The organism is Paenibacillus sp. CFBP 13594, assembly GCF_014842675.1.
Lineage (GTDB): Bacteria > Bacillota > Bacilli > Paenibacillales > Paenibacillaceae > Paenibacillus > Paenibacillus amylolyticus_B.
Genome location: NZ_JACYVQ010000014.1, coordinates 138939 through 159979, shown reverse-complemented (window position 1 = coordinate 159979; position 21041 = coordinate 138939). Strand labels below are relative to the sequence as shown.

The 21041-nt window shown below is 48.1% G+C and carries 18 protein-coding genes; all 18 read left to right on the top strand.

All coding sequences use genetic code 11. The features are described from left to right. Nucleotides 1–59: 59 nt before the first annotated feature. The 18 genes from IFU39_RS29740 (at nt 60) to IFU39_RS29655 (ending at nt 20850) form a co-directional block, all read left to right on the top strand. A complete protein-coding gene (locus IFU39_RS29740) occupies nt 60–1703 on the top strand; it encodes an ABC transporter substrate-binding protein (RefSeq protein WP_192136301.1) in 1644 nt (547 codons plus the stop codon). Between the two features lie 261 nt (nt 1704–1964). Beyond that, nucleotides 1965–2897 (top strand): ABC transporter permease, encoded by a 933-nt coding sequence (locus IFU39_RS29735; protein WP_036605816.1) that lies wholly within the window; start codon nt 1965–1967, stop codon nt 2895–2897. A 60-nt stretch (nt 2898–2957) separates the two neighbouring features. Further along, complete coding sequence (locus IFU39_RS29730) at nt 2958–3875, top strand: ABC transporter permease (protein WP_192136300.1); 918 nt, start codon at nt 2958–2960, stop codon at nt 3873–3875. Nucleotides 3876–3998: 123 nt separating this feature from the next. Then, a complete protein-coding gene (gene ssuE / locus IFU39_RS29725) occupies nt 3999–4547 on the top strand; it encodes an NADPH-dependent FMN reductase (RefSeq protein ID WP_091020873.1) in 549 nt (182 codons plus the stop codon). Nucleotides 4548–4616: 69 nt separating this feature from the next. After that, nucleotides 4617–5489 (top strand): LysR family transcriptional regulator, encoded by an 873-nt coding sequence (locus IFU39_RS29720; protein WP_091020874.1) that lies wholly within the window; start codon nt 4617–4619, stop codon nt 5487–5489. Between the two features lie 240 nt (nt 5490–5729). Continuing rightward, nucleotides 5730–6788: an LLM class flavin-dependent oxidoreductase gene (locus tag IFU39_RS29715; protein ID WP_192136299.1), complete on the top strand. Its 1059-nt coding sequence runs from the start codon at nt 5730–5732 to the stop codon at nt 6786–6788. 50 nt (nt 6789–6838) lie between these two features. Continuing rightward, on the top strand, nt 6839–8065 hold the full coding sequence (locus IFU39_RS29710) for an amidohydrolase (RefSeq protein WP_197997964.1): 1227 nt from the start codon (nt 6839–6841) through the stop codon (nt 8063–8065). 333 nt (nt 8066–8398) lie between these two features. After that, nucleotides 8399–9259: a diaminopimelate epimerase gene (locus IFU39_RS29705; protein ID WP_192136298.1), complete on the top strand. Its 861-nt coding sequence runs from the start codon at nt 8399–8401 to the stop codon at nt 9257–9259. 41 nt (nt 9260–9300) lie between these two features. Further along, a complete protein-coding gene (locus IFU39_RS33130; RefSeq protein WP_244661161.1) occupies nt 9301–10257 on the top strand; it encodes an SAM-dependent methyltransferase in 957 nt (318 codons plus the stop codon). Nucleotides 10258–10323: 66 nt separating this feature from the next. Then, nucleotides 10324–11625: an opine metallophore biosynthesis dehydrogenase gene (locus IFU39_RS29695; RefSeq protein WP_192136297.1), complete on the top strand. Its 1302-nt coding sequence runs from the start codon at nt 10324–10326 to the stop codon at nt 11623–11625. Nucleotides 11626–11839: 214 nt separating this feature from the next. Continuing rightward, the gene (cntA, locus tag IFU39_RS29690) at nt 11840–13468 is read left to right on the top strand and encodes a staphylopine-dependent metal ABC transporter substrate-binding lipoprotein (protein WP_192136296.1); all 1629 of its coding nucleotides are present in this window, start codon (nt 11840–11842) and stop codon (nt 13466–13468) included. A gap of 13 nt (nt 13469–13481) precedes the next feature. After that, a complete protein-coding gene (gene opp1B / locus IFU39_RS29685) occupies nt 13482–14414 on the top strand; it encodes a nickel/cobalt ABC transporter permease (protein ID WP_192136310.1) in 933 nt (310 codons plus the stop codon). Then, entirely contained in the window at nt 14414–15310 is an 897-nt protein-coding gene (gene cntC / locus IFU39_RS29680; protein WP_192136295.1) for a staphylopine uptake ABC transporter permease subunit CntC, read from the top strand. Before opp1B ends, cntC begins: the two co-directional genes overlap by 1 nt. Continuing rightward, on the top strand, nt 15291–16100 hold the full coding sequence (cntD, locus tag IFU39_RS29675; RefSeq protein WP_192136294.1) for a staphylopine uptake ABC transporter ATP-binding protein CntD: 810 nt from the start codon (nt 15291–15293) through the stop codon (nt 16098–16100). The genes cntC and cntD overlap by 20 nt, the downstream gene beginning before the upstream one ends. Beyond that, a complete protein-coding gene (locus IFU39_RS29670) occupies nt 16101–16853 on the top strand; it encodes an ABC transporter ATP-binding protein (protein ID WP_192136293.1) in 753 nt (250 codons plus the stop codon). A 14-nt stretch (nt 16854–16867) separates the two neighbouring features. Beyond that, the gene (gene cntE, locus IFU39_RS29665) at nt 16868–18061 is read left to right on the top strand and encodes a staphylopine family metallophore export MFS transporter CntE (RefSeq protein ID WP_192136292.1); all 1194 of its coding nucleotides are present in this window, start codon (nt 16868–16870) and stop codon (nt 18059–18061) included. 29 nt (nt 18062–18090) lie between these two features. Then, on the top strand, nt 18091–19323 hold the full coding sequence (gene cntE, locus IFU39_RS29660; RefSeq protein ID WP_342345685.1) for a staphylopine family metallophore export MFS transporter CntE: 1233 nt from the start codon (nt 18091–18093) through the stop codon (nt 19321–19323). A 330-nt stretch (nt 19324–19653) separates the two neighbouring features. Continuing rightward, nucleotides 19654–20850 carry a GTP-binding protein gene (locus IFU39_RS29655; protein WP_192136291.1) on the top strand — a complete coding sequence of 399 codons (1197 nt, stop codon included), beginning with the start codon at nt 19654–19656 and terminating at the stop codon, nt 20848–20850. Nucleotides 20851–21041: the final 191 nt, after the last annotated feature.

The following is a 21041-nucleotide window of genomic DNA, read 5'->3' as shown; positions in this document are numbered from 1 at the left end:
TCAAGTATTGGTATAAACATCAATTTAATGACACCTGTATACACAGAGGGGGAAGCGATATGAACAGGTCTATCTCATGGATGAAATATATGGCATTGGCAGCAGTATTGGTGATGGTATTATCCGGTTGCGGAGCAGCGGGAGGCAGCACGAACAGTACGGCACAGGCATCAGGTGGGGGGCAGACCGGGCAAGTCGAAGGAGGCAACCTGAGTTTTGCACTTGCAACTTCACCGGATACGCTGGACCCTCATCGCAGTGGGCTTGCCGTAACGGTGCGTGCCATCCGGACGATCTACGACAATCTGGTCGTGCAGCTGCCTGATGGTTCCATCAAACCTTGGCTTGCCACGGAATGGAGCGTATCCGAGGACGGCAAGAGTTATACGTTCAAGTTGCGTGAAGGCGTGAAGTTCCACGATGGCACACCGTTTAATGCGGAAGCCGTGAAATACAATCTGGACCGGGTGATTGATCCGGCCACCAAAGCTGCCAATTCCCTTGCCCTGATTAGACCCTACAGCTCCTCCGAGGTTATTGATGAATATACGATCAAGGTAAATCTGGAATCACCATCGCAAGCCTTTCTCGGCAATTTGAGCCAGGCACTTCTGGGGATCGTATCCCCTACAGCTGCCAAAAAATATGGCGACCAGTTGGGTAAAAATCCGGTGGGCACAGGTCCGTACACCTTTGTAAAATGGGATGAAAATGCGGACATCGTCGTTGCCAAGAACAAGGATTACAACTGGGGACCTGAGACGGTTGAAAATAAAGCTGCGCCACATGTGGACACGATCACATTCAAGATTGTACCGGAAGAAGCAACGCGCATCGGAAGTGTACAGAGTAGTCAGGTACTCGCTGCCGAGACGGTTCCACCGCAGAATATCGCTGTGTTAAAAAACGATCCGAACCAGCAATTGTTGCAGGCCAACACAGTTGGACTGCCGTACACACTCTTTTTCAATCTACGCAAAGCACCTTGGGATGATGTGAAAGTAAGGCAGGCAGTACAATCCGCTGTAGATGTGGAATCGATTGTCAAAACATTATATCTGGGCAACTACGAACGTGCGTGGTCCGCACTGTCTCCTGGAATCCTGGGTTATGATGCATCGCTGGAAGGTAGCATTAACCCGGACATCAACAAAGCCAATCAGCTGCTTGATGAACAAGGCTGGGTGAAAGGCGCTGACGGTATTCGTGCCAAAGACGGCCAGAAACTGACCCTGCGTTATGTCGATGGTTCGCCCAATCGGGAGAAACGCAATGACATTGCTGCCATTATCCAACAACAGTTGAAACAGGTTGGCATTGCCGTTGAAGTCGAGATTACAAAAGATATCGCAACAGTCATCTATCAGAACTGGGATTATGATCTCTATGGTAACAGTCAGGTCAATTCTGATCCTAATGCCTTGTACGCTTTCTATCATACGAGTGCAGAGGGCGAGCGTCCGACATTGTCCGGTTTGTCTGATCCAAAGATCGATGAACTGTTAGAGCAGGGAGTGGTTGAGACAGATCCCGATAAACGTGTTCAGATCTACAATCAAATCCAGCATTACCTGATTGAGCAAGCGGTAATTCTGCCGATCTATGTATTCCCGTATACCGTCGCAGCATCCATAAAGGTCGAAGGCATCAAGTTTGATTCATTGGGGTATCCGCTCTTTAACGACGTCCGCATTCAGCCCTAACAGAGGTTGTTCAAAAAGTCCACTTTTGATTACGAGTCATGCCTAATGGCATAATCAGCATCGAATATGAAATTCAGCCGAAATAAGCGGGAGGCTTACGAAGTATGTTTCCTTTGGAAACATTTTAGTTGCTTACGTAGTTTCCTACGCTCCGCTACTCCATTTCTAGCTTCATTCCATCTTCTCGGTACTGAAAACTGGTCTTTTTGAACACGCACTATAGGAACGGCCAATCCAGATTCAGGAAGGAGATATCCCGGTATGGTTCAAACGATACTGTCACGACTCGCAACATCGCTTCTGGTTATATTCGGAGCTTCGGTGCTGGTGTACTGCATCATGTATCTTCTGCCGGGTGATCCGGTGCTGCTCATGTTGGACCCATCCTCGGCTACCCCGGAGATGATCGAGAATCTGCGGGTTCAGCTAGGACTGGATCAACCGTTTTATATCCAGTTTGCGAACTATTTCGGTGATATGCTGCGTGGGGATTTCGGTAAATCCATGATCAATTCGGATCCGGTATTGCCAAAAATACTAGAACATTTTCCAGCGACACTGGCACTGACCGCACTCAGTTCAATCATTGCCATCACGATTGGAATAACACTTGGTGTACTGTCTGCGATTCATCGCAATGGCGTGATTGATTTCGTCGCCCGGCTCGTTGGACTGTTCGGCATTTCCATGCCAACCTTCTGGACGGGGATTCTGCTCATCCTGTTATTCTCGGTACAGCTTGGCTGGTTCCCGGCGATGGGTTCCGACGGATTCAGCTCACTGGTTCTTCCGGCTGCCACACTGGGTCTCGTGGGTGCAGGATTTATCGTACGGATGGTACGGAACAGCATGCTGGAAGTGATCAATGAACCGTTTATCGTGGCGTTACGGGCCAAAGGACTTTCGGAACGTGCGATCATGTATGGTCATGCACTGCGTAATGCACTTATTCCTGCAGTAACGGTAATCGGCATGCTGATCGGTGATCTGCTTGCGGGAACCGTTGTGGTGGAAACTGTCTTCTCCAGACAAGGAATCGGTCGAATTATTGCCGATGCGCTAATGGCCAAGGATCTTCCCGTGGTGCAAGGTGTGGTTTTCTTTACATCTATCATCTACGTTGTCTTGAACCTGCTGGTGGATATCTCGTATTCGTACATTGATCCCCGGGTTCGGCGTGCAGTCCGCACATAATCATGGATGGAACAGTCAGAAGTGTCCTGACGCGGAGTATGAAAGGAGGAGTTGTTTCTCATGAGCATGAAACCTTTGGCTGGTGACAAAAAGGCATGGGCGGGCAGTGTGCGACGTATCCGTCTGTGGAATCGCCGCCCTTGGCGCTATCGCGTCTCATTCGCGGTATCCCGATTATTCTTTTATGCAGCATTGCTGGTGGTGGTGTTTACCGTGGCATGTGCGATTGTGCCAGGCTGGATTGCGCCCTATGATCCAACTCAGATGATGACGGATGTTATCCTGCAGGCTCCTTCTGCTGCGCACCTGTTCGGGACGGACTATTTTGGCAGGGATATCTTCAGTGTAGTTGTGCATGGAAGCAGGGATTCATTACTTATTGGATTTGCTTCGGTGCTTGTGGGAGGCATTGTTGGTAGTGCGCTTGGTATTATCTCCGGTTACGCCGGAGGAATTGTGGATACCATCATCATGCGTGCCGTTGATATTCTGATGGCTGTACCCGGCGTGCTCCTGGCATTGTCTGTTGCAGCTGCTCTCGGGCCAGGACTGATAAACATTGCACTGGCTGTTGCGGTTTCCTCCATTCCGGGCTACGCACGGGTGATGCGTGGGCAGGTCATATCAGTTAAAGGTCTGCCTTTCATTACAGCGACACGTTCACTGGGCGGCTCCAATGCACGTATTTTCTGGAAACATGTACTGCCACATTCATTGTCACCCCTGCTGGTCATGGCTACGCTGGGCGTAGGGACATCAATTCTAACGGGCTCCGGACTCAGTTTTCTGGGACTTGGGGTGTTGAAGGAAATACCGGATTGGGGTGCATTGCTCTCCCAAGGGAGAGGTTATCTGACGGTTGCCTGGTGGATCTGTACGTTCCCGGGTCTGGCGATCACTTTGTTTGTACTGGCGGTTAATCTGATTGGAGACGATATTCGCGATCGGCTGGACCCCAAAGTAAAAGGAGCGGTCTGACCGCTATACCAAAATATAAGAATTTATAAGTTTCACCCTATCCATTTTTATATTTCACTGCGAAACGGTAGCTGTGCCACCAGAGGACGGCGACAGCCGTTTACGCTTGAGGAGGAGATATTCATGTCACATGTTGTCATTATTGCCGGATCACCTTCCAAACGTTCGCGTTTGACAGGTCTGACAGATTACAGCAGCCAAAAATTAACGGAGGCAGGCATTACCGTCGAAGTTATTCACGTTGTGGATCTGCCTGCTGAGGATCTGGTGCAAGCCCGGTTCGACAGCTCATTCATTCGTGATGCACTTGCTGTCGTGGAAGCCGCGGATGCAGTTATTGTGGCTACGCCGGTATATAAGGCATCGTACTCGGGAGTGCTCAAGCTGTTCCTGGATCTGATTCCGCAAGAAGGGTTACGGGGCAAGTTGATACTCCCACTCGTTATCGGTGGCTCTGTTGCTCATCTGCTGGCCATTGATTATGCATTGAAGCCTGTACTGGCGGCCCTTGGTGGAAGACATATCCTGGGTGGTGTGTATGCTGTGGATCAGGGAATTGAACGACTGGATGATGGACAATTCGTACTCTCGGCAGATATTACTACACGTCTGGATCGCTCACTGGATGAATTGTTATTGACACTGGAAAAGGATGGGATTACGATATCGTAAAACCAAGTAAGTATATTGGATAAATCAATATAAGATCAAACGTCTGCGGACGTGGATACGGAGGCACTCATGAATATCGAGAATATTGAAGCATTTGTATATATCAATCATTATGGAAGCTTCAATAAGGCTGCCGAAGTACTCTTCTTGTCCCAACCTTCGGTCACAGCTCGCATTCAGTCACTGGAAAGGGAGCTGGGCTGCAAGTTGTTTGATCGGCTTGGCAAGCAAATCGTGCTAACAGAAGAAGGTCGGAAATTCCTGCCATATGCGCAGCAAGTGCTGCAAGTGATTCAGAAGGGCAAGCAGAAGATTCAGCAACGCCGGACAACACCGGATGCGCTTCGACTGGGGAGTACAGTATCGGTATCCAATTATGTCATTCCCGATTTTCTACCCAAGATCAAGGATGCTTACCCCGAGATTAACATCAAATTGACGACAGCAACGACGGATCAGCTGATTGCCAAACTGCTGGGTCAGGAGATTGATCTTGCTTTTGTGCGCAAGGTCATGCATCCTGCGATCCGTACGGTTGCTTTTTATGAAGATCCAATCCAGCTCTATGTGTATAAAGGGCATCCATTCATTGAGAGCGGGCATGTCAGCATGGAAGCCATCCGGAATGAGCAACTGGTCTTTTTTGAATGTGGTTCACTGGACTGGCTTCGCATTCACCGGGCTTTCGACTCGCTCGAACATCCGCCGAATATTACATATCATGTCGATAATTCGGAGACGGCGAAGAAACTGGTTATGCAAGGGGCAGGCATTGCCTTTCTCCCGGGGCTCACGGTGAAGAAGGAAGTGCAGAATCAGGAGCTGTTCCCCATTCAGGTACATGAGGTGGCAGGTGTATCGTTGCAAATCAGCGTCGTTACCTTAAAGGAAGAATATTCGCCATTGGCAGAGCCCTTCGGGGAACTGCTGCGGCAGTTATAGAGCATCTAACGTTGAATCTGATTTTTACACCAAAACGGAGAGTGCAGAACCAATCTGAAGAAGCGAAGCGTGCGCATTTATCAACAGATTTTTCCCTTGAACCAAGGGAGTAAAGAAAATCTGGGGATAAGAGTGATCGGAAGATGGTACTGCAATCGGAGTGATAAAGTGTAACATCTCTAGTTCAACTTAATAGTGATTCAAGAACAGCGGTTCAGCACAATCAAGGAGGAGAAGGATATGAGTATTCGTGTTGGCATTTTGGATCAGACTCCCATCTATGAAGGGGAAACGGCAGTGGATGCTTTTCGGCATACGATTGAGCTGGCACAGCGGGCAGAGCAGCTTGGATTCCATCGATTCTGGGTGTCGGAGCACCATGATTCAGGGCATGTTGCAGGTTCCTCCCCGGAAGTACTCATCTCCCACTTGCTTGCGCATACAAAGCGGATTCGGCTGGGGTCCGGCGGAGTAATGCTCCAGCATTACAGCCCATACAAAGTCGCCGAGAATTTCAATATCCTCGCAGCGCTCGGACCAGGAAGAGTTGACCTGGGAATCGGTCGTGCGCCAGGTGGGTTGCCCCGTTCGACACAGGCGTTGCAGGAAGGTATTCAGGAATCGGCATCTCTTCAAGAGAAAATTGTTCAGGTGAAACGATACATCCACAATGAGCCGCTTGAAGATTCATCACATCCACTTGCAGGTCTCAGCGCTTCGCCTCTGTCCGACATTCCAGCAGAACTGTACGTACTTGGAGCCAGTGTTGATAGTGCAGGCATGGCTGCGGAACTGGGACTCCCATATGTCTTTTCACTGTTCATTAACAGTAATATAGAGGTAGCACTTCAAGCGATCCGTGTATATCGTGAACAATTTGATCGTTCCCAGGGACGGGAGCCCTACGCTGCACTAGCCATATCGTTAATTGTGGCCGAGAGTGAGGAAGAAGCGGAAGGACTTGCGAGTGAGCATATGCTGGTGAAGATTCATCTGGAGAGTGGAAAGGTGCTGACGGTTGTTTCTGTGGAACAGGCGGAAGAATTCGGCCGGCAATCAAACGAAACCTATCGGATCGAAATTTTGGAGCCAAGTGTGACCCGGGGTACGAAGGAAAGCGTAGGTCAGGCACTGCTGAAGTTCCAGCAGGAGTTTGCTGTAGAAGAGTTCATTGTGACTACAGCTACACGGGACTTCGCCAAGCGCATTCGTTCATTCGAATTATTGCGTGAAATTTTGGCAGAGCAGGGACTAAGCGAATTTGCACTGGAATCCAAGGAAGAAGCAGCAATCGGATAGAAGTAGACAGTGAATATAGCAGTGAATATATACGAATGGGAGGCCGTGTGATGAAAAGTGATCTGGAACAGCCTAAACAGCAGGCTGAGCAACAAGTACAGGGCCCCGAGCATGAACTTCATGGTGAACGGGCGGAAGAATTCGCGGAACGTTTAATCACCATTCGGCGACACATGCATCGTAACCCGGAATTGTCCGGCGAGGAAAAGGAGACAACAGCTGCCATTCGCAGCTGGCTGGAAGAGGAAGGCGTCCGTATTGCAGACGAATATGTGCTGCGGACAGGGCTTGTCGCTGAAGTGGGCCAAGGGGACGGACCTGTTGTTGCCCTAAGAGCAGATATTGATGCGCTGCCCATTCAGGAAGAGACAAAGCTGGAATTTGCCTCCCAAGTAGATGGAAAGATGCACGCTTGCGGACATGACGCACACACGGCAATTCTGATCGGTGCTGCACGATTACTGAAACAGCGCGAGTCCAGTTTGCCGGGAAAAGTACGGTTGATATTCCAGCCGTCGGAGGAAAAAGCAACGGGTGCACGCCAAGTGATCCAGAGTGGTGCATTGTCCGATGTTCGGGCCGTATTTGGATTGCATAACAAGCCTGATCTCCAGGTAGGTACGGTGGGTATTCGGGAAGGCGCATTGATGGCAGCAGCAGACGGTTTTGTTGTCAAAGTGGAAGGTGTAGGCACCCATGCAGCCGTGCCTGAAGCCGGCATTGATCCAATCGTGGTTGCCGCACATATTGTTACGGCATTACAGGCCATCGTAAGCCGCAATGTGGGAGCACAGGAGAGTGCTGTAATCAGCGTCACCAAGCTTCATAGCGGCACAGCCTGGAACGTTATTCCCGATGAAGCGATCCTTGATGGCACAGTGCGTACCTTTGATGAGAAAGTGCGTGCACGGATTCGCGAACGTTTCAATCAGGTAGTCGCCGGTGTGGCCGCAGCCTATGGCACACGGGCTACGGTTCGCTGGATTCAGGGACCACCTGCCGTGGTCAACGATGAAGCTCTCGCATCTGCGGCGGAACAAGTTGCAAGTGAGATTGGATTAAGTAGCGTTAGACCGCTGCCTTCTCCAGCAGGTGAGGACTTCTCTTTTTATCAAAAAGAAGTTCCCGGCCTGTTCCTCTTCCTGGGCACCTCTGGCCCGCATGAGTGGCATCACCCTGGCTTTGATGTGGATGAACGGGCATTGCCGCTGGGAGCACATCTTCTGGCTGCACTGGCTGAGAAAGCACTGCACAATGTGCAAGCACATCAAGAGTGATGAGTATAGTGAATCACTGGATCATATCCAGATCGAAACGGTTCCGTTCGACGGCAGCCGTTTTTCGTATTCCCTTTTTTAAGTGAGAGCGGGTAGGAACGGCGATTCGCTGAATCTTATCAGACGGTATAGTTATGGCTAGGGCTGGCGCAGAAGCGTGAGCTCTGTTTGGGCTTTCTTACAGGAAGGGCAGCTAAAGGTATTTTGAAATTTTTATTTTTTTAAATGGAAATATTTGTTGACGCTCCCCAAAAGGATGTGCTATATTTTTCTCGACCTTTAATCGTAATAATTACTATTAGATAAAAAAGAAGAACAGGAGTAGTCGCTGCGATGAAACAGGAGATCGATTTTATCAAGTTCAGTCCCACTCAAAACATGACGATTCTGGTTAAAACGGATCATGCAGCCGAGAACTACAACCATATTGCTACGCGCCTAATGTCATATGATAACGTTTACGCTGAACAAGTGGGATTCATTGAACCAACGAGGAGACCGGAAGCTGTGGCCCGTCTGGAAATGGCCGGAGGAGAGTTCTGTGGCAATGCCTGTATGGCACTTGCAGCACACCACGCATCTGAAGCAGGACTGGCTCAACAGGAGTCTATGGATATCATGCTGGAGGTTTCCGGAACCGATCAATTGATCATGTGCCATGTGAAGAAGCAGCAGCATGAATACAACTGCCAGGTAACCATGCCGGTTCCAAAGCAGATTGAGCAGCGAACAATTCGATATGAAGGCATCGAGCTCGATATGGTGATCATCCGGTACGCTGAGTTCATCCATATCGTGATCGAAGTCGATGACTTCGACGATACGATGAAGAGAAGGGCACAGACCCTTGCTAGATTACTGGGACTAACACTGGGAGATAAGCTGATCGGTATCTTGTTATATCAATCACACTTGGAAGAAATGGCCCCACTCATCTATGTTCCGGAGCTGGATAGTCTGATCTGGGAGAGAGGGTGTGGTTCGGGTACGGCCTCCGTAGGAGCCTATCTCGCATGGAGCCAGCAGAGGCAGATTACGCAGTACATCAAGCAGCCTGGTGGTGCGATCAAAGTGGTAGCCCAGTGGGATGGCGCAGAACTTGGGAGTATTACGATTGAGGGATCGGTTGGCATCGTGGCTCAAGGCAAAGCCTTCATAGATGCTCCAGCAGAATGGAGCGTTATAAACGCATGAGGTACATGACATGATCGAGACAACGTATTGGGGGAAAAGAAATGATCACATTGGTTCATTTTCAGACATGTTTGAGTGAATTTGCAGAGAAATTCGATAAGCTCGCGAGCAAGTATGATCATACGATTCAGCATAGTTCGGAGCTGGAAGCTGTGATCAATGACTACTCCCGCTTTGTGACCAATCAGGAGAATAAGGCAGCCTGGGAACAGTTGGAGCATTCGGAGCTGGAAGAACTGGATTCGCTTGTATGGCAGTTAAGAAATAAATCCGCCCAGTGTGTGGCGATCATGGAGAAATATCGTGCATTGAAGTTAGGGCGTGTCTCGAAACTCGCTGAAGTGCATCTTTTACCGCCTTTTCGCCCCCTGCTGCGTCACTTTCCCTTGACGTGCCCCGGCACGCCTGCGGAAAACTTCCTTGCTTGGAACGAAAATTCGGCAAAATCTGCTTCCTTCGGAGCTTCCAGACACGCCCTAGACAACGGGGATGTGCAGATTGCCGATTATTTCAAAAACATTGAAGAGTGTATCGATAAAGAATTCGGCAGCTTCCATGTCACCTCTGATTCCAGAGTATTGATGGTAGGCTCCGGTTCATTCCCTATGACACCATTACTCATCGCCAAGCGTTCAGGTGCAGAGGTCGTCGGGATCGATATTGATGAAGAATCCATTACACTCGGGCGAAAAGTGGTGGAGACACTGGGCACGGGTTTGAAGATTCGTTTGGAGTCAACATTGCTGGAGAATCTGGATTATACCAGGGAAGCAACCCATATCATTTTCAGCTCTACCGTGGCCGCTAAATATGATCTGCTCGATCAACTGCATGCTCTGACGAATACACAGGTGGTTGTAGCCATGAGATACGGTGATCAGTTGAAGTCTTTGTTCAATTATCCGATGAGAGCGACGGACAGCAACAAGTGGAAGCTGGTGGATACGATCTTGCGCCCGGATGATGTGTTTGATATTGCGTTGTACCAAAAAGCATAGGTATGCGAGTGCATCCAATTGCGTCCAAATGGATTACAGATTGAACTTTGAATATAGGAGGCATATATGAGCAATCTTCAGCGAATTCTGATACTCGGAACCGGGCCTGCATCCATTCAGCTTGCGGTAACGCTCAAAGATCATCTCAACTGCTGTATAGGCATTGCGGGGAGACAATCGGTTCGTTCAGCATCGATTTTTTCAGCCCTTGAAGAGAGCAATCAACGTATTCAGGTCAGCATTCAAAATGAGAAGCATCAGCCGCTCGCAGGTGAGTGTGTCGTTGATCATGTGTTTCAGGGATATGACACCACCCAGGGGGAATGGGATACACTCATTTTGGCTGTAACAACGGATGCTTATATCGATGTATTGGAACAAATGAAAAATGAATTCATCAAACAACTGAAATGTATCATTTTGGTTTCTCCAACGTTTGGGTCGAATCGACTTGTGACCCATTATATGAGAGAGCGGAAATCAGAGCCGGAAGTGATCAGTTTCTCTACCTACCTTGGAGATACCCGTTGGATGCACGAACATCCGTCTAATCATGTCATGACAACGGGGGTCAAGAAAAAGGTCTATATCGGTTCCAATCAATACCCGTCTGAACAGGTTAACAAGCTATGCCAAGCTTATGAGCGTTTGGGTGTTGCGTTGGAAGTCATGCCTTCCCCACTGGAGGCGGAAACGAGAAATATATCGTTGTATGTACATCCGCCCTTGTTCATGAACGACTTCTCATTAAAGGCCATCTTTGAAGCATCGGATATTCAGAAATATGTATACAAGATGTATCCCGAAGGTCCGATAACACAAGTTTTGATTCGGGAGATGCGGGCACAGTGGCAGGAGATTATGAATATTACGGAACGACTTGATATTCAGGGAGTCAACCTGCTTCAATTCATGACGGATGACAACTATCCGGTTCGATTAGAGAGTATATCACACCAGGATATCGTGAATTTCAATCAGCTGCAGGTCATTCATCAAGAGTATTTATTATACATACGATACACCTCATTATTGATTGATCCATTCTCGGAACCCGATTCGGAAGGGAAATATTTTGATTTTTCAGCGGTGCCATTTCGTAAAACATTCATGAACCGCGAAGGGGAACTGGACATTCCCCGCATGCCCAAGGAAGATTACTACCGCATCAAAATCATTCAGGGCATAGCAAGACATCTGGATGTAAGCTGTCCAACCATTGATCAATTTATCGCCACATACGAGGCGAAGATTCAGGAAGTTGCCCGCACAAAAACAGATCAGCGTTTATCCGATGCCTTTGTGATCCAATCCTTTGACGAAGATATCCGCATGATCTGCACCGGACTTGTAAGTAGTAGGGTCTAGTTATATTAATTTAAGTAAGTTGATTTAGTTTTACACAATAACGAAGAGGACAGAAAAAACCTGAAGAAGCGAAGCGCTCGCCTTTATCACCGAAATACTACCTTTAGGAGATAGATTCAAGAAATTCGGTGATAACAGCGATCGGAAGGTTGTTCTGTCATCGAAGTGGCAAGTGTAAATTTTTAGTTTTGCTTACTAATCAGGAGGAAATGTTGTGAAAAAGGCTCTTACTTTTACATCCATACTATTGCTGGTGTCTGCCATTGCGCTGCTCGCCGGATGCGGACAGAGCCCAAAAGAGAAAGAGAGCGCCCAAACGGAGCCTGCCAATAGCCAGGTACAAACAGAACTTATCTATGCTTCTTCTAAAGATATTAATGATATGAACCCACATCTGTATACAGGTTCCATGCCTGCGCAAGGAATGGTATATGAGTCGCTGGTGGAAAACACACCTGACGGAATCAAGCCATTGCTGGCTGAATCATGGGATATCTCCGAGGATGGCAAGACCTATACCTTTCATCTGCGACAAGATGTGAAATTCCATGATGGAGAGCCGTTCAACGCAGAGGCGGTTAAACAAAATATCGATGCAGTACAGGCGAATGCCGAAAAACATGCTTGGATCAAGCTTTCTACCAAAATCACGAGTGTAAAAGTTATCGATGAGCACACGATGGAGCTGACGCTGTCGGAAGCCTATTATCCGGCACTGGTGGAACTGTCCATGACAAGACCTTACGTCTTCATATCACCCAAGGATTTCAAAGATGACGGAACCAAAGACGGGGTAAGTGGTTTCCACGGTACAGGACCCTACAAGCTTACTGCTCATAAAGTCGAAGAGAATGCCACATTTGAAGCCAATGAAGACTATTGGGGTGGTGCACCTGCTATCAAGAAGATCACATCCAAGGTTCTTCCGGCAGGTGAAACAACATTCCTGGCATTGCAAAAGGGAGAGATCAACTTTGTGTTCACCGATGACCGGGGAGCAGATAGTATCGATGTCGAGGCCATGGACCAACTGGCTGAATCCGGGGATTATCAAGTGGTCCGAAGTGAAGCGATGAATACGAGTATGATCGTAGCCAATAGCAGTCGCGAGGATAGTCCGGTTCAGGAAACGGCAGTGCGGGAAGCGCTATGGGTTGGCATTGATCGTGAAACGATCAGTAAAGATATTTTCAACGGAACGCAGACGGTAGCGGACACGTTATTTTCAGCCAATGTCAATTACGCCAAGGTGGACCTGAAGAAACGGGAGTATGATCCGGAAATGGCTAAAAAGCTTCTGGACCAAGCTGGCTGGACATTGACAGATGGTGAGGTGGTGAGAAAGAAGAACGGTCAGCCTTTAGCCATGAAATTATACTATGACAGCAATTCGTCTTCACAGAAAATACAGGCCGAATTGATTCAGTATTCGATGAAAGAATTGGGTGTTCAGCTTGATATCGTGGGCGAAGAGTCTACTTCCATCGCGAATCGGAGAGCAACCGGGGAATATGATTTGCTGTTCAATCAAACCTGGGGACTGGCCTATGATCCACAGAGTACCATTGCTGCCTTTACGTCAGATTCAGCATACAAGCATACGACAAGCGGAATTGCCGAAGCAGATGAACTATATCAGAAAATTGATGCGGTCATGGTCTCCACGGATGAGGCTTCCCGCCAATCCCTGTATGCCGACATTATGAAGATCGTCCATGATGAAGCTGTGTTCATTCCGATTACCAACGGGCGTGTCACCGTTGTCGCTCCTGAGAATCTCGATGGAATCTCATTCAAACAGACCCAATATGAACTACCATTTGAACAAATGAATTTTAAATAGAGCGGAGATGGATATGGGAATTTATATCGTCAAAAGGATTCTGTTAACCATCCCTTTACTGATTATCATTTCATTTATAACGTTTGTCCTGATTAATCTATCTCCCTTGGACCCGGCGGTTGTTGTGTTACAGGCACAGGAAGTTCCGCAGATTACAGAGGAATTAATTGCCCAGACCAACCAGGCTTTGGGGTTCGATCAGCCGTTTATGATCCAGTATGTGAACTGGATCATGGCTGTTGTGCAGTTGGACTTTGGCAACTCTTATGTATCTGGTGAACCCGTGTGGTCATTGATGGGGCCTGCTTTTATGAACACATTGAAGTTAACACTTGTCTCATCAGTATTCATTATTGCGCTGTCCATTCTGCTCGGTGTGATCTGTGCCATGAGAGAAGGCAAGTTGCTGGATCAATCGGTCAGAGGCGTATCATTTTTCCTCACCGCCATGCCATCCTACTGGCTTGCAGCCATGATGATCTGGTATTTTTCCGTCAAGCTGGACCTGTTACCTACCAGTGGCATGGACTCGTATCGAAGCTACATTCTACCGGTGATCGTAGTCACGGTGAGTTATACGGGCATTTACTTCCGAACGGTTCGAAGTTCCATGTTGAGTAATATGAATGAGGACTATGTGTTATATGCACGGGCAAGTGGTCTGAGCGAGAAGAAAGTAACCCTGCATATTCTGAGAAATTCATTACAGGTGGCCGTTTCCATCTTTTGTATGGCGATCCCGATCGTGCTGGGCAGTACGGTAGTCATCGAAAATGTGTTTGCCTGGCCGGGGCTAGGGAGACTCAGCATGAAATCCATTTTAAGCAGGGATTTTCCGATTATTCAGGCGTATGTTCTGATGTTGGCGGTCACCTTTGTCTTGTTTAATACGTTATCCGACATCATTAATGCGGCGATGAATCCCCGTTTGAGAAAGGAATTCTGATGCGTATACTGAAAAATTGGAGTAAAGACAAGCTTGCTATTACCTCTTTGGTGGTGATTATTGTCACGATTATGGCGGGCATACTGGCCCCTTTAATTGCACCACATGATCCTGGACAAGTGAATATGAAGCTTCGTTATGCCTCCTCGTCCTGGGAGTATCTATTAGGCAATGATCATCTGGGCAGATGTGTATTATCCCGGCTTATCTATGGCATCCGTCCAAGTGTGTTATGGGTTCTGATTGCGCTCAGTCTGTCTGTTCTGATCGGGGCTATTGTTGGATTCATCGCGGGTTACTTCAAGGGGAAAGTGGATGCATGGATCATGAGAGTCTGTGATATTATGCTGTCTTTTCCCGGATACGTGATGACACTGGCGGTGGTTGGCATTTTGGGTGCAGGACTGGAGAACATTTTGATTGCCTTTGTGTGGATGAAATGGGCCTGGTTTGCCCGCGTTATTCGAACATCTGTGATGCAATTCTCCGATATGGATTATGTAAAATTCGCCAAAGCCTCCGGCACACCTAATCTGAGAATTATAACCAAACATATTGTTCCGGTTACCTTTGCCGATATTGCCGTCATTGCCAGCGGTTCCATGTGTTCGATGATGTTGCAGATCTCCGGTCTTTCCTTTCTGGGGCTTGGTATTCAGGCTCCGCATGCGGAGTGGGGGATGATGCTTAATGAGGCGAGGGAAGTCATGTTCTCCAGACCTGAATTGATGTTGGCACCAGGCCTGGCCATTGTAGTGGTGGTGTCTGCTTTTAATTTTCTATCAGATGCCCTTCAAGTGGCTCTGGACCCCAAATTGATGACCTCTCAAGGTAAGTCTGACAAGTCTTACGAAAGTGAGGTGAGAAAGGCCGCTTATGAATATAGTCGAGGTTGAACATTTGAAAGTATGGGATACCAATACAGGTAAAGTGATCATTCATAACAGTTCATTCGAAGTCAAGCAGGGAAGCTGTATGGCCATCGTGGGGGAAAGTGGAAGCGGCAAGTCCGTCACGTGCAGGGCCATCATGCGACTGAACAAGCCATGGATTCGCCAATCGGGCACAATGTTATTTCAGGGCGAAGACCTGAACCAGCTTTCGGAACCGGAGATGCGGCGTAAGCGGGGCAAACATCTGTGTATGATTTTGCAGAATGGCATGAGTGCATTTGATCCCTCCTGTGTCATTGGTGTCCATATTCGGGAGACGCTTCAGCAACATTTTGGCTGGAACACCCGCGAGATTGAGCGGAAAATCATCAATGCCATGGAAAGCGTCATGCTCAGACATCCGCGCGAGATTCTGAATCAATATCCACATCAGTTGTCCGGTGGGATGCTGCAACGAATCATGATTGCACTGGCATTGGTGCTTGAGCCTGATCTGATTATTGCGGATGAGCCGACAACGGCGCTGGATACGATCTCCCAATATGAAGTGGTGGAGCAATTGATTCAATTACGCGAACGCATGGGCTGTTCCATGATGTTCATCTCCCATGACCTCGGCGTCGTTCAGAAGATTGCAGATGACGTGATGGTCATGAAAGACGGCAAGATCGTCGAGCGTGGCAGCATGCATTCTGTTTTGACAGAGCCGGAGCATGCCTATACGCAGTATTTGGTCTCTACCCGATTGGAGCTGAGCAATCATTTCAAGTCGTTGATGCAGGGGGACGCATAGATGCTAAAGGTGGAAGGTATCGAAAAATCATATAACCAGGGCGGACTGTTCTCCAAGCACAAAAAACAAGTATTGAAACAAGTTACCTTTGAATGCCAGCAGAGCGAGTGTTTGGGCATCATTGGTGAAAGCGGAAGCGGTAAATCTACGTTGGGCCGTCTGATTCTGGGCATTGAACGCCCGGATCGTGGAACGATCTCGCTGGATGGTAAAGACGTACAGGATCGACGTGTACGGATGGGTAATCTTAGCGCCGTTTTTCAAAATTATACGTCCTCCATCAATCCGTTTCTTACCGTTGAAGCTGCCATTATGGAACCGATGCAAGCGCAGCAAAAGCTACGAAAGGATCAGGGCAACTCAGATAAGGTGGATCTGTTGCTCAACCAAGTTGGACTGGACCCTTCCTATAGATCCAAATATCCGCATGAACTATCCGGCGGGGAGGCTCAGAGAGTATGCATTGCCAGGGCCATCTCCACCGCCCCCAAATGCATTGTGTTCGATGAAGCGATCAGCTCACTGGACGTGTCTGTTCAGATTCAGGTGCTGCAATTGTTGAAAGAGCTTAAGGAAATCTACAAGCTGAGCTACGTCTTTATCACGCATGATATACAGGCGGCAGCCTATATCTGTGACAGGGTGATCATTTTCAGAGAGGGTCAGATTGAAGAGATCGTTCCGATTGAGCAGCTAAAGGATGTTCAGTCAGACTATGCGAAGAAATTATTGAAGCATTTAATACCATTTTAGGGGGAACACCCATTGTGAGTGGAGCGATATCTTGGCCTTTTCTGCGCTTGTACATACTGGTTCTTCTATATTTCAGTGCCAATGCCATTCTTAACGTGATCATCCCATTGCAAGGGGAGTCTTTGGGTGCGAGCGGTACAACGATTGGACTGATCATGGGCGCTTATATGTTCACAACCATGTTTTTCAGACCATGGGCAGGTCGGATTATTCAAAAGCATGGTCCGATCAAAATATTGCGTCTGATTCTGATCATCAATGGATTTGCGCTGGTTTTATATACCTTTACGGGACTCGGAGGTTATTTGGTTGCTCGTATTTTGCAGGGTGTATCGACAGCGTTCTTTTCTATGGCTTTGCAGATTGGCATTATTGATGCACTTCCGGAGAAAGATCGGTCACAGGGGATCTCGTATTATTCTCTATTCAGTTATATACCGGGGATCGTGGGGCCTGTTATTGCGTTAGGAATCTGGCAGACGGGTGGTATGGATTATTTTACAATTGTTCTGATCGGCATTGCCGTCTGTACCGGCGTCTTCGGATATACCGCCAAAATGGAACCAAGCAAGGAGCAACCTGCTGAGAATATTTCGGAGCAGAACGTGAGTATGTGGGAATCCTTTGCTCAACTGGTGAAGAATCCGTTTCTGTTTCGATGCAGTGTATTGATGCTTGCTGCTTCCGTTGTATTTGGTGCAATTACGACCTTTATTCCGCTCTATGCGAGCCAAGTACCAAACGGAAATGCGGGTGTATATCTGATGCTTCAGGCCGGGACGGTGGTGCTGGCTCGAATCATGCTTAGGAAAAGGATTCCGTCTGATGGCAGTTGGCATTCTCCTTTCATGATGGGCACCATGTGTCTGCTCGCCGTAGCTGCGCTATGTGTCAGTTATGCCGTGACAGGAGGCGTAGTCTTTTTCTATGTGGGGGCTGTATTCATGGGAATCGGTCAGGCGATCCTGTATCCGACACTCACGACCTATTTATCTTTTGTGTTGCCTAAGCTGAACCGGAACGTTCTGATCGGCCTATTTATTGCGATGGCGGATCTGGGTATTTCTCTGGGTGGTGTGATTATGGGACCCGTCGCTGACTTCTCTTCCTATTCATTTATGTACATGATCTGTGCTATCCTAGGAGCGGTAATGATCGTTTTTGCCTATGAACGGCGTAGACCCGTGACAGGTACATCTATGAATTGACTGCCAGAAGAGAAAGTGGTGACGAACGTTTGAAGTCTTCAATGACGGCAACATCCAATGGAAAATTAAATCCGGTATCCTTTTCGTTTATCCGGTTTTATATGCTGGCCTTTTTATTTTTTGCGGCAAATTCAGCTTTGACGATTATTCTGCCTTTGAGAAGCGAAGCCGCGGGATTGAATCAGGCTGAGATTGGTCTGATGATGGGGGCATATATGTTCACCTGTATGCTCTTGAGACCTTTTGCAGCACAGCTGCTGGGTAAGCATGGGCCGCTTCGTGTGATGCAATGGCTATTGCTTTTACACGCCGGGACGTTGCTGCTGTTTGTTGTTTTTGGTGTGGAGACGTATCTGTGGTTGCGAGCTCTGCAAGGGGTGGCTACGGCCTTTTTCTCCATGACGATGCAGGCAGGCATTGTGGAAAAGCTGGAGGACAAAGACCGGGCACAAGGGCTGTCCATGTACACCCTGTTTACGATGGTTCCTTCTCTGGTCATTCCGATCCTTGCCATACAAATCTGGGAAAATGCCAGTGATCTGGCGTTTACACTGCTGATGATCGGACTGGCGGCGCTGCCACTTCTGATCGGATACAATGTGGATCTGCCCCGGAGTACGGTGCAGAATAAATCGTACACCTTGGGTGACATGTTTCGTTCATTCGGCGGCATTTGGCGCAGTACGCCACTGCTGATCAGCAGTGTGGTGATGTTGTTTGCGTCCTGCGTCTTTGGGGCGACAGCGACCTTTCTTCCTCTGTATATGGTATCCACTGGACTGGCGAGTGCAGGGGTATTTCTGACGATACAGGGATTGGTTGTGATCCTGTGCAGGTTTATTTTGCGTAAAAAAATTCCGTCCGACGGTAGCTGGAATACCTGGCTGATGGCAGGGTTAATGCTGTGTGCAGCACTGGGAACCCAGTTACTCAGCCTGATGGAGATCATCGGGCCATTGGTGTATCTCTCCGCGGTGTTCAGCGGCTTTGCCCTGGCACTGTTGTACCCGACATTAACCACATACCTATCTTTTGTGCTGCCTGCGGATTCCAGATATGTACTCATGGGAATCTTCATGTCCTCGTATGACCTTGGATTCTCTTTGGGTGGACTGGCGATGGGGCTTATTGTACAGGTAAGTTCGTATTCGACCATGTTTATGATCTGCACGTTGCTCTCTATTGCAGCGATGGTTCTGGTGTTGGTATTCAGGCAACGGATGGAAGCGGGAAATAAGGCCAGATCTGTGGTAGCAAGCTGAACAGTAAAGTAAAGGCTCATGAACTGAATTTTCCGGCACGTATCATCAGGATACAAGCGGCAGGAGACAGATCATGGGTCTTTTTTATATCTAGCATTTATAAGTTTTCAGCGGAGCAGGACAATTCGATTATCGCAAGGAAAACTAACTGAACGCGGTCTTCCTTCTGTGAAAGTGTCGATAGATGTTTTTTAATCCATTTTTCTGGAGTATTTCGTAAAAATAGTTTGACAACGACCGTGCAACAGGATTATAGTCATTGTTGTTAATCGTAATAATTACTATTAAAGTCTGGGTTACGCAGACTGCACATATAAGGAGTCGAGATCTATGACACAAAAGCAAATTCCGGTAACCGTACTAAGTGGTTACCTCGGTTCAGGGAAAACAACCGTTTTAAATCACGTGTTGAACAACAGACAAGGACTTAAGGTTGCCGTAATCGTCAACGACATGAGTGAGGTCAATATTGATGCAGCGCTGGTCAAGGGGGAGGCAACCTTGTCTCGAACCGAAGAGAAGTTGGTGGAGTTATCGAATGGCTGTATCTGCTGCACCTTGCGGGATGATCTGATGCAGGAGATTGAGAAGCTGGTGAACGAAGGCAAGTATGACTATATTTTGATCGAATCCACTGGCATCAGTGAACCTGTTCCAGTTGCACAGACCTTTACATACGCCGATGAGGAGTCGGGTATTGATCTAACTCGCCTGGCCCGATTGGATTGTCTGGTAACAGTGGTGGATGCCAATCGATTCTGGCATGATTTTGGATCAGGACAGAGTCTTCTGGATCGTAACCAGGCGACCGGAGATGAGGACACCCGTGACGTCGTAGACTTGTTGATCGATCAGATCGAAACCTGTGATGTGCTACTGCTGAACAAATGTGATCTGGTCGATGACACCGAGCTGAACAAGCTCGAAGGTATCATCCGGAAGCTACAGCCTAACGCCAAGATCATTCGGACCCAGAATGGACAGGTGAATCCGTCCGAGATTCTGAATACAAACCGCTTTGATTTTGAGAAAGTGAGCATGTCCGCTGGGTGGATTCAGGAGCTGGAGAAAGAGTCGCATACACCGGAAACGGAGGAATATGGTATTGGTTCCTTTGTCTATCGCCGGAGAAAGCCGTTCCATCCTTCCCGTCTGGCTGAATTCATGAGTTACTGGCCGGAAGAAGTGGTACGTGCCAAAGGCTTGGTATGGCTTGCGGCTGAAGGGGATGTTGCTGCAAGCCTAAGTCAGGCAGGACCATCCATTCAATTTGGTCCTGCGGGACATTGGGTCGCGGCGTTGCCGGAAGCGGACAAAGAAGAGATTTTACGTAACGAACCGGATGTTCTGGAGAAATGGGATGCCCAGTGGGGAGATCGCCAGACGGAGCTTGTCATGATCGGAATCGACATGGAACGTGCGAGCATTGAAGATGAGTTGGACCAGTGCCTGCTTAGTGATGAAGAAATGCTGGCAGACTGGGGCCATTTTGATAATCCACTGCCATGGCCTGTGGAAGCTGTATAAGTCAGAGAGGACAGAAAGGACCTGAAGAAGCGAAGCTAAAAGCTTTCTGAAAGAAAGCTGCATCGGAAGCATATGCTTCGCCTTTATCCCCGGATTTCCCCTTTATAAAAGGAATTAAAAAATCTGGGGATAACAGCGATCGGAAGGTTGTTCTGTCATCGGAGTGTGCAGTGTAAATTTCTTTAGTTCAA